Here is a 10,012-nt window from a genome sequence, read left to right as displayed (position 1 = left end):
CGTTCATCCTGAGCCAGGATCAAACTCTCTGATAAAGTTTGATGTCTCAAGACAACCAACTAGCTTAGTTATCTCTCGTCATTACTGTTTTAAAGTTCATTCACTCAAACAATGAAGTTCGGTTTTTAAAAACCGAACCGCACTCTCACTAAACTCAGCTTCGCTTCGTCAAGTGATCGTAGTGTTAAAGAATTTTCGAGAATCGTATGTGTTTCACTGTTTAGTTATCAATGTTCATTGTCATCTGTCTTTCGACAGCTTATCTAATTTATCACATCTGTTTTCGTTTGTCAAGAACTTTTTAAGTTATTTTAAAACTTTTTAAGTGGTTTCAAAACTGTTTAAGATAATGATATCTGTCATTCTGTTTCAACGACTTGGTTACTTTATCATAAGTTCAGTCATTTGTCAACATCAATTTTATATTTTCTGAAAACTTACTGATTTTTCAGTTGTTCAGAAACATTTCCTTGCGACAGCTTGTTTACTTTACCACACCCAAAAGCATTCGTCAAGCACTTTTTTTAAAAAAATCAATTTTTTAAGTCAATCGGATATTCCAGCAATCGGATATTCCAGGCCCGCTTCGCTACTTGTTCATAACCGAATAACTGCTTCGCAGTTTATCAGAAGGAGCTTACACTCCTCCTGATACAAGCAAGTCCCCACCCATTTCTTATTGCTTTTCGCAACCAACCCAGGGAACTCACTTGATTCGGTTAAATTCAAATTCAAGAATGCCTCGGCATTCTTGCTGCGAGGTGCGCGTCATGCAATTGCATGACATACTTCTCCTGCGCACCTCTGCAGTCCTGCCGGAGGCTATATCAGCTGGGGGATTAACTCCCAGCTGATATTCTTCAGATAACACTTCAAATTATTTTTTCAAATGTTTTTTACTCTTTACCCCAAAATGTTGAGAATAAAACGGACAAATCCACTTCAAGCTCCGTAAATTTCTTATTCTTTGAAAAACTCAGGGCGTTTGAAGTGCTGGATACATTTAAAAGATCTTTTCATCTCTTTCAGGTATTTTCCCTACTGCTGATTATCTTATTTATAATCTTGTTTGCCAATCCGTTTTTCTTTTTATCCAACAATTTAATTTACCTGATAACTTCTATGATTACTTATCTGCTGCCTTTTCCGCTTCCTGAAGACTTGCCATCAGCAATTCATAAAAATCATCTTCACCTTCAAGCTTGGGAGAATTCTCCCCACCGCCATTTGTACTGCGGCGCATCTCTGCATAAAAATCTTCTCCTGCAGAAATAAGATCCATCTCATAGAGCTCATAGCCAAAGCTTCTACATAAGCAGCAAAATACAGTCAACGGATCCTTCTCACTGCGTGTGGCAAGAAGATGTTTTCTCAGTTCTCTGTCACGTAGTGCATCTTTCTGCAGTCGATCCAATATATCCAATGTTGTCATACTTACTCCTCCCTCACACGCATTTTCGATCACCTTGCTTTTTATAACTCCGTCAATTCTTCCTGCTCAACCTGACGGATGCCTTCTTTTTGCAGTACTTCAATTGCTTTTGCAACATCTTCTACACGAAGGATCATGCAGGCAGTTCCCTTTTTCGGGGTGGTAAATGCATACATGTATTCAATATTCACTCCAGAATCGCCTAAAGTCTTAATCACATGGGAAAGTCCGCCTGGTTCATCTGGAATCACAGCTGCAACCACCTTGGTCATAGAAAATACATATCCTGCATCTTTTAAAATCGTAGATGCATTGTATACATCATCTACAATAACACGGGCAATTCCGAAATCTGCTGCCTCTGCCAGAGACAACGCACGCATATCAATCTTATTATCAGATAAAACATCTGTAAACTCAGCCAGCTTCCCCGGCTTATTTTCAAGAAAAACGGAAATCTGCTTTACTGTCATAAATCTTCTGCTCCTTTCACTTTTTAATAAGAGTCAAGCGGATATTCCAGGTCCGCTTCACTGCTTGCCCATAACCGAATAACTGCTCAAAAAATCCCACAGCTTACTGCTGATACAGATTACGTTTATCAATCACACGCACTGCTTTTCCTTCACTTCTAGTAATGGTTTTAGGATTTACCAGCTTCACTTTCGCATAAATACCCAGCATAGCCTTTAACGCATCTACCAGTTCTTTTTCCTTTGCAGCTACAGCACTCAGACTGTCAGAGAACATTTCCGCAGTCATCTCTACCTGTATTTCAATTGTATCGCTATGATTTACCCTGTCAACAATGATCTGATAGTTTGCTGGGTATCCTTTGTTCATAAGTACAGTCTCTATCTGGGACGGGAATACATTCACGCCCTTTACGATCAGCATATCGTCACTTCTGCCTAATGGTTTTGTCATTTTAACATGAGTTCTTCCACAGGAACACTTTTCTCTGCTAAGGATACCAATATCCCTTGTACGGTATCTCATCAAAGGGAAGGCTTCTTTTGAAATACAAGTAAAGACAAGTTCCCCTTTCTCTCCGTCAGGAAGAACCTCTCCTGTTTTGGGATTGATGATCTCAGGAATAAAATGATCCTCATTTACATGCATCCCGGACTGTGCTGAACATTCAAATGCTACTCCAGGTCCTGAAATCTCAGTTAGTCCATATATATCGTAGGCTTTGATTCCAAGCTTGTCCTCAATATCCCTGCGCATCTCCTCAGTCCAGGCTTCTGCTCCAAAAATACCCGCCTTCAGCTTGATCTGGTCCCGTACGCCCCGCTCGCAAATACACTCTGCCAAATAAGCAGCATAAGAAGGGGTGCAACACAGAATCGTGGATCCCAGGTCTGTCATAAACTGAATCTGCCGGTCTGTGTTCCCGGAAGACATAGGTAATGTAAGGCAGCCTACTTTATGTGAACCTCCATTAAGACCAGCACCGCCTGTAAACAGTCCATAGCCATAACTTACATGGCAAACATCTTCCTTTGTACCGCCAACTGCAACAATAGCCCTTGCACAACAGTCTTCCCAAAGATCAATATCATGCTGTGTATAAAAAGCAACTACCCGTCTGCCGGTGGTTCCGCTGGTTGAATGGATCCTGACACAGTCTGATAGTGGTCTGGCCAGCAAACCATAAGGATAAACCTCCCTTAGATCGTCCTTTGTAACAAAAGGAAGCTTATGAAGATCATCTACTGATTGGATATCTCCTGGCTCTACTCCCTGTTCTTCCATTTTCTTTCTATACATAGGAACGTGCTCCCACACATTCTGTACCTGCTTCACAAGCCGTTTGCTTTGTAATTCCCGAATCTGATCCAGGGAAGCGCACTCAATCTCCGGTTGATAATATCTTTCCATTATCTGACATGTTCCTTTCTTTTGTTTTTCTGATAATTTCTGTATTTAGCTTTCTTTTCTATTTAGCTTTCTTTTTCATTTAACTTTCTTTTATTTTATCTTTTAGCATCATCAAATTCATAGTAATACTATATCACATCACAGTTTCAACGTAAACAAAAAAGTCCGGAAACATTCCAGACTTTTTATCCTAGGATTTTTTCGTTTTAATTAAAATTTTAAAGATATTTCTTCAGTCGTTCTATATTTTTTTCTTCAAAATCCTTCAGGTCCTCCATTAATTTCCGAATTTCCTTATCTGCATCATTCTCATACTGATGCAGTTTCTGCAAAGCTTCAGTAATGCCCATACTGCTTCCCTGTATCATCATTTTTGCAATATGAGAAACCGACTGATCTGTTAAGGTCTGCATGTTGATCATCAAATACGTTCTCATTTTTTCAAAGGAATTTAACCCTTTTTCATCAAATCCATTCTCATGAAGCTTTTCTCTTGCCTTTTCATGAAATCTCATATAATCTTTCTGTTGCTCCTTTAATACCTTCCGAAATGATTCATCTTCTGTCAGATCCAGAATCCTGTCTATGGATTCTACGCCCATCTGCGAATTCTGGTATACATAATTCAGTAATTCTGCATTTTCATTCATTGTTCTTTCTCCTCTCTTTTGTGATATTATTCCCATATTCAGAGACTTTATGCATTTCACATATCATAGTTCTTTCACACATCAAAAGCATGATCCCCGGAATAAGTCTTTTCCCAAAACCATGCTTCTGAATCTTACCTCTTTATTCGTACTTGACGATTTCTTTTCTCAGCCTTTTCATAATACGTTTTTCCAGCCTGGAAATATAGGACTGGGAAATCCCCAAAAGATCTGCCACTTCTTTCTGTGTTTTCTCCCGTCCATCCGTCTTTCCAATTCCAAAACGTAATTTGATAATCGTCTGCTCCCTTGGTGAAAGTTTTGCAATAGCTTTCCCCAGTAATGTAATCTCCACCTCATCCTCCAGACGTCTGGATATCACATCTTCATCTGTTCCCAGAATATCTGACAGCAGCAGCTCATTTCCGTCCCAGTCTACGTTCAAAGGCTCATCAATGGAAACCTCCATTCTGATTTTACTATTCCTGCGAAGGTACATCAGAATTTCATTTTCTATACACCTGGATGCATATGTTGCAAGCTTGATCTTTTTCACAGGATTAAAGGTATTAATTGCCTTGATCAACCCTATGGTTCCTATAGAGATCAGATCCTCTACCCCTACCCCTGTATTATCAAACTTCTTTGCAATATAAACAACCAGCCTAAGATTATGCTCAATAAGAAGAGCCTTGGCTTCTTTTTCCCGTTCTGTTCCCAAACACTCCAACACATCATTTTCCTGCTCCGGCGTAAGGGGTGGCGGCAATATATCATTGCCTCCAATATAATAAATTTCCCTGGGTCTTGTGAATACGAACCTGGAAAAAAGCTGAAACGGATAATAACTTACATCTGCTGCTCTGTTCATAGATATTCCCCTCCTGTTACAACAATTTAGCATTCAAAAGCACCTGGCACTCTTTTCCCAAAGCAGAGGGTTCCTCTGGTAATACCAACACCGGGCTTTCAATATGAACCACTTCTTTGGGAGTGTGAATGATCAGATCTTCCAGTGTCACTGCCAGAAGCATCCTTTCTCCTCCTACACTCCTGCAGATCAGAAAATGAGGATGCAGCCCTGCAAGTTCCGTACTTTCAATCTCCCCTGGGTTCTCTTTTAAATGTGTTACTTTTTCTGCCAGCGATCCAGGCAGTAAACCTGCCAGAAATTCCGGTGTTACAACAGAAACCGGTTTTCCACTGATTGGATCTGTCAGCAGATTCCCTGTGTCATATAATCCATAAGATGACTGTACTTTTCCCTGATAAGACAGGGCAACCGGATAAAGATTCCTCTTTTTCACATCCACAACCTGTGAAATATAAGCCAGGAACATAAAGCAAAAATAAGTGACCGCCGAAAAAAGAAGAAAAATCAAAAATCCTTTCTTTCTTCCCCGCATAAGCATATCCCACAATCCTCCTGCAAGAAACGCAGCAAGATACAGCGACAAAATTGCTTTTGCCAGAATTCCTTTCTGCTTTAATCCATACGCCAAAAAAGTCATGCAACAGGCACATCCACCGTGAAGCAAAATACTTACAGTCAGAATCCCATCCATATGTACATAAAGAATCAGGCAGGAAAACAGGGCACCAATCATTGCCCCGGCAAAGGTTCTCTTCTGGCTTTTGCAGCAGGACAGATATGCGCCGACTGCCTGCAGAAGAATATAGTCCATTAAGAGATTTGTTACAAAGACTACATCTATGTATATCTTCATACATAAAAACCCCCTATGACCTGTCAATCCTTCACTTTGGTGAGCGAATTCATTATAAGGTGATAGGGGGTGCGGATTTTGTCAAAACAACCACCAGGATCTTTAGAATTTCTCGTGACATTTCGATATGTTTCGACTTTTTATCCTTCTACTTTATCCTTCTACTTTATTCTTCATTTTTCCTGTCAGTTCTGATCACTTGGTTTCTTGCCGCCTGTTTTCCTGATGAAGCGCCTCCATCATTACACGAAGCTCCTGGATAGGGAACTGCCCTGGCGCTGATGCAGCTCCTACTGTAGCAAAAGTAAGGCAGGAACCAAAATTTTCTCCTGCAATCCTGCTAATGGAGCCTATACTTCCCATAGACATGGAAATCAATGGTTTGCTGGTACATGTGCACATTTCCTTTGTTGCCTGCATAATTGCAGCAACATCCTCAAAGTTCTTTGGCATCACAGCAATTTTTAAGATGTCGGCACCGGTTTCATCCATTCTTTTAAATCTTTGAACCAACGCTTCTTTTTCTTCCGTTTTTTCAAAATCATGACTGGATGCAATTACCCTGCAGTCTTCTTTTTGGAGCTGTAAGATCAGGGACTTCTTCTCCTCCTCTTCTCCAAATACTTCTACATCCACAAAATCAGCTTTTTTTGTTCTGGCTGCGGCCAGATTGATCCTTACATACTCCTCTGTGGATAATTCTGCGTTTCCGCCTTCTTTTTTTGTACGAATAGTAAATATCAACGGAATACCATCCAAAATCCGGATCAATTCTTCCAATGTGTCCCTTAAATCATCCTCATTACAAAGATTGCAGTAAAAATCCGCTCTCCACTCCACCAGCTCTGCTCCTGCCGTCTTTGCATTCACAGCTTGTGTACATATTTCCTCTGATTTACTTTCTGTGAGAGGAACACATATCTTGGGCATTCCCTCTCCCAGTATAATGTTTTTTACCTGAATGGGTTTTGTCATTTCTTGACATCTCCTTTTCACTGAAATAAAATAAAAGCAACACGATGATCACACTGATCTGTAAATGGAGGTATATTATGATTCCAATCACTGGCCATACAAAACTTACTGCTCTTCTTGGAAGCCCGGTTGCACACAGTATTTCACCATCCATGCATAATGAAGCCTTTCGTCTGTTAGGGCTTGATTACGTATATCTTTGCTTTGATGTAGGAGAAGAGGGTCTTCCTGCTGCTGTACAGGGACTGAAAACCTGTGGTATCCGCGGTTTTAATCTGACAATGCCAAACAAAAACAAAGCAGTAGAGCTTATGGACGAACTATCTCCTGCTGCTTCTTTGATCGGTGCCATTAATACAGTTGTAAATGATAATGGCAGACTGATCGGTTATAATACAGATGGTATGGGATATATGCGTGCAGTACAGGACGCCGGCTATGACCTTATTGGGAAGACGCTTACCATAATGGGTGCTGGTGGAGCTGCCACTGCTATTTGTGCACAGGCAGCACTGGACGGAGTAAAGGATATACACATTTTCGCCAGGAAAACCAGCCGTTTCTGGGATCGCACCCGCAGGCTTGTGGATAACATCAACCATAATCTGCCCTGCAATGCTTATCTTCACGAAAACCAGGATCAGCAGGCTCTTAAAAATGCCATTTCAAAAAGCTACCTGCTTTTAAATGCCACATCCCTTGGTATGGCTCCAAATACAGAGAATACTATCATCACAGATACCTCCATATACCATAAAGATCTGATCGTTTCTGATGTGATCTATAATCCCAGAGAAACCCGTTTTCTGCAGGAAGCAAAGCTTGCTGGCTGTCATACTTTTAACGGCATGTATATGCTTCTGTATCAGGGTGCAGAAGCCTTCCGTCTGTGGACTGGCCAGGATATGCCAGTTGAACAGATCAAAGCGGCTTTCTTCTCAAAATAAAGTTCAGATTCAAGTCGAGCAGCCGCGAGACTTGGCGCGTGATTCTGGTCAGCGTAAGCTGACATATTCTTTACAGAATCACTGCGCATCCTCGCGGAGCGTTTATCTCAGTCGGAGATTGGACTCCCACTTAGACGAACTTGCTGTTACTCACCACCTGAAAGAGGTGGGAGTCTTCTCGACTGAGATAAACCTCCATTTTACAAAAGGACTGTATCGCAGGTTTTTCCCGGATTGCAGTCCTTTCATAATTTCTTTTACTGTTTTATTTCTTTTGCTGGTTTATTTCTTTTCTTCCTGCACTTCAACCTTACGGTTTGCTCGTGTTCTGATCTCCTCTTTAATATCAGAGACAAATACGCTCAGGTCTTTAGCTCCTTCATCACCAAGGAAACGGCTTCTTACAGAAACCTTGCCTTCTTCCTCTTCCTTTGCACCTACAACAAGCATGTACGGAATCTTCTGAAGTCTCGCCTCACGGATCTTGTAACCGATCTTCTCTGCACGGGTATCGATTTCTGCGCGGATACCATTTTCCTTCAGGTCATCAAGTACTTTTCCTGCATAATCCATATATTTGTCAGAAATAGGAAGTACCTTTACCTGTACTGGTGAAAGCCATGTAGGGAATGCACCAGCAAAATGCTCAATCAGGATACCGATGAAACGCTCAATAGAACCAAATACAACACGATGGATCATGATCGGACGATGCTTCTCTCCATCAGCTCCGATATATTCGCAGTTAAATCTCATTGGCAGCTGGAAGTCAAGCTGGATCGTACCACACTGCCATGTTCTTCCAATAGAATCTTCCAGATGGAAATCAATCTTAGGACCATAGAATGCTCCGTCTCCTTCATTTACAGAATAGGACAGACCCAAATCATCCAAAGCACCCTGAAGTGCTGTAGTCGCCATATCCCAATCTTCGTCACTTCCCATGGAATCCTCAGGCCGTGTGGAAAGTTCTACATGATATTTAAATCCAAACAGCTGGTATACTTCATCAATCAGCTTTGCAACGCCTTTGATCTCGTCACGGATCTGCTCAGGCATCATAAAGATATGGGCATCATCCTGTGTAAAGCAACGTACACGCATCAGGCCATGAAGCTGACCGGATTTCTCATGACGATGGACAAGACCAAGCTCACCCATACGCAGTGGCAGATCCCGGTAAGAACGTGGTTCTGACTGATATACAAGGATGCCGCCAGGACAGTTCATTGGTTTGATGGCGTAATCCTGCTCATCGATCACTGTTGTATACATATTCTCTTTATAATGATCCCAGTGTCCGGATGTTTCCCACAGATGACGGTTCAAGATAATAGGTGTGGAAATCTCCACATATCCAGCCTTCTGATGGATCTCTCTCCAGTAATCCAGAAGTGTATTCTTCAGAACCATACCCTTTGGAAGGAAGAATGGGAAGCCAGGTCCTTCATCACTCATCATAAACAGACCAAGCTCTTTACCAAGCTTTCTGTGGTCACGTTTCTTTGCTTCTTCCATACGGTTCAGGTATTCTTCCAGCTCTGCTTTCTTGGTATAAGCAGTACCATAGATCCTGGTAAGCATCTTATTCTTCTCGCTGCCTCTCCAGTATGCACCAGCAAGACTGGTAAGCTTAAATGCTTTGACAGGTTTTGTGCTCATCAGATGGGGACCTGCGCACAAATCTACAAACTCACCCTGCTGATAAAAGCTGATCTCGGCACCTTCTGGCAGATCCTGGATCAATTCTACCTTGTAAGGCTCATTTTTTTCCTCAAAATAAGCAATTGCTTCTTCTCTTGGCTTTGTAAAGCGTGTAATAGGCAGTGCTTCTTTTACCACCTTTTTCATCTCAGCTTCGATCTTTGCAAGATCATTTGTCTGGATCGGTGTCTCACTGTCAATATCATAATAAAATCCCTCTGCAATAGAAGGTCCGATCGCCAGCTTCACATCCGGATACAGTCTTTTCAGTGCCTGAGCCAGGATATGGGATGCTGTATGACGAAATGCAGCTTTTCCGCCTTCATCCTCAAATGTAAGAATGCTGAGCTCACAGTCTTTATCAATAACTGTTCTAAGATCGACAACCTCTCCGTCCAGTTCTCCTGCACAGGCAACTCTGGCAAGTCCTTCACTGATGTCGGAAGCAATCTCAATAACAGACTTTGGTTCGGAATATTCTTTTTTGGATCCATCTTTTAATGTGACAACCATGTTCTTTCTCCTTTTCACTTATTAATGTGAGGGTTCCCAACGGATGCGTCTCTTTTTTTATGAAATTATACAAAAAAATCCCTTACAATGCATATGCACTGTAAGGGACGAATAAACATTCGCGGTTCCACCCTGCTTGCCAGATCATACTATCTGCTGATACTATCGTATAAAATGGCC

The 10,012-nt window shown here is 41.5% G+C and carries 9 protein-coding genes and 1 other annotated feature (1 of these 10 running past the window's edge); of the genes, 1 reads left to right on the top strand and 8 read right to left on the bottom strand.

Annotated features, from left to right (window positions below):
* Window positions 1-1,126: 1,126 nt before the first annotated feature.
* The 7 genes from AB5916_RS06180 to aroD all read right to left on the bottom strand — a co-directional run bounded on the left by AB5916_RS06180 (window position 1,127) and on the right by aroD (window position 6,668).
* Complete coding sequence (locus AB5916_RS06180) at window positions 1,127-1,432, bottom strand: hypothetical protein (protein ID WP_368189771.1); 306 nt, start codon at window positions 1,430-1,432, stop codon at window positions 1,127-1,129.
* Window positions 1,433-1,473: 41 nt separating this feature from the next.
* Entirely contained in the window at window positions 1,474-1,905 is a 432-nt protein-coding gene (locus AB5916_RS06175; RefSeq protein WP_158421117.1) for an ACT domain-containing protein, read from the bottom strand.
* 103 nt (window positions 1,906-2,008) lie between these two features.
* The gene (locus AB5916_RS06170) at window positions 2,009-3,316 is read right to left on the bottom strand and encodes a phenylacetate--CoA ligase family protein (protein ID WP_368189769.1); all 1,308 of its coding nucleotides are present in this window, start codon (window positions 3,314-3,316) and stop codon (window positions 2,009-2,011) included.
* Window positions 3,317-3,534: 218 nt separating this feature from the next.
* Window positions 3,535-3,966 carry a hypothetical protein gene (locus tag AB5916_RS06165; protein ID WP_368189767.1) on the bottom strand — a complete coding sequence of 144 codons (432 nt, stop codon included), beginning with the start codon at window positions 3,964-3,966 and terminating at the stop codon, window positions 3,535-3,537.
* A 142-nt stretch (window positions 3,967-4,108) separates the two neighbouring features.
* The gene (sigE, locus tag AB5916_RS06160) at window positions 4,109-4,837 is read right to left on the bottom strand and encodes an RNA polymerase sporulation sigma factor SigE (protein WP_173728911.1); all 729 of its coding nucleotides are present in this window, start codon (window positions 4,835-4,837) and stop codon (window positions 4,109-4,111) included.
* Window positions 4,838-4,853: 16 nt separating this feature from the next.
* Window positions 4,854-5,693, bottom strand: a complete 840-nt coding sequence (locus tag AB5916_RS06155) for a sigma-E processing peptidase SpoIIGA (protein WP_158421113.1) — start codon at window positions 5,691-5,693, stop codon at window positions 4,854-4,856.
* Between the two features lie 195 nt (window positions 5,694-5,888).
* On the bottom strand, window positions 5,889-6,668 hold the full coding sequence (gene aroD / locus AB5916_RS06150; protein ID WP_368189765.1) for a type I 3-dehydroquinate dehydratase: 780 nt from the start codon (window positions 6,666-6,668) through the stop codon (window positions 5,889-5,891).
* Window positions 6,669-6,745: 77 nt separating this feature from the next.
* Between aroD and AB5916_RS06145 the strand changes: the two genes are divergently transcribed.
* A complete protein-coding gene (locus tag AB5916_RS06145) occupies window positions 6,746-7,615 on the top strand; it encodes a shikimate dehydrogenase (protein ID WP_368189763.1) in 870 nt (289 codons plus the stop codon).
* Window positions 7,616-7,897: 282 nt separating this feature from the next.
* On the opposite strand, the gene thrS is transcribed toward AB5916_RS06145, so the two are convergent.
* Entirely contained in the window at window positions 7,898-9,832 is a 1,935-nt protein-coding gene (gene thrS, locus AB5916_RS06140) for a threonine--tRNA ligase (protein WP_158421110.1), read from the bottom strand.
* Window positions 9,833-9,932: 100 nt separating this feature from the next.
* Window positions 9,933-10,012: a binding site (T-box leader), on the bottom strand (it continues 142 nt past the right edge of the window).

It is taken from the genome of Blautia sp. 1033sp1_1033st1_G9_1033SCRN_220408, assembly GCF_040929965.1.
Taxonomy (GTDB): Bacteria; Bacillota; Clostridia; order Lachnospirales; family Lachnospiraceae; genus Blautia_A; species Blautia_A ammoniilytica.
Note: the sequence above shows the minus strand (reverse complement) of the source record. Positions and strands in the feature narration are given on the sequence as shown.

Coding starts and splice junctions, on each gene's coding strand:
- AB5916_RS06180 (WP_368189771.1), bottom strand. CDS start 1,432: ATGACAACATTGGATATATTGGATCGACTGCAGAAAGATGCACTACGT.
- AB5916_RS06175 (WP_158421117.1), bottom strand. CDS start 1,905: ATGACAGTAAAGCAGATTTCCGTTTTTCTTGAAAATAAGCCGGGGAAG.
- AB5916_RS06170 (WP_368189769.1), bottom strand. CDS start 3,316: ATGGAAAGATATTATCAACCGGAGATTGAGTGCGCTTCCCTGGATCAG.
- AB5916_RS06165 (WP_368189767.1), bottom strand. CDS start 3,966: ATGAATGAAAATGCAGAATTACTGAATTATGTATACCAGAATTCGCAG.
- sigE (WP_173728911.1), bottom strand. CDS start 4,837: ATGAACAGAGCAGCAGATGTAAGTTATTATCCGTTTCAGCTTTTTTCC.
- AB5916_RS06155 (WP_158421113.1), bottom strand. CDS start 5,693: ATGAAGATATACATAGATGTAGTCTTTGTAACAAATCTCTTAATGGAC.
- aroD (WP_368189765.1), bottom strand. CDS start 6,668: ATGACAAAACCCATTCAGGTAAAAAACATTATACTGGGAGAGGGAATG.
- AB5916_RS06145 (WP_368189763.1), top strand. CDS start 6,746: ATGATTCCAATCACTGGCCATACAAAACTTACTGCTCTTCTTGGAAGC.
- thrS (WP_158421110.1), bottom strand. CDS start 9,832: ATGGTTGTCACATTAAAAGATGGATCCAAAAAAGAATATTCCGAACCA.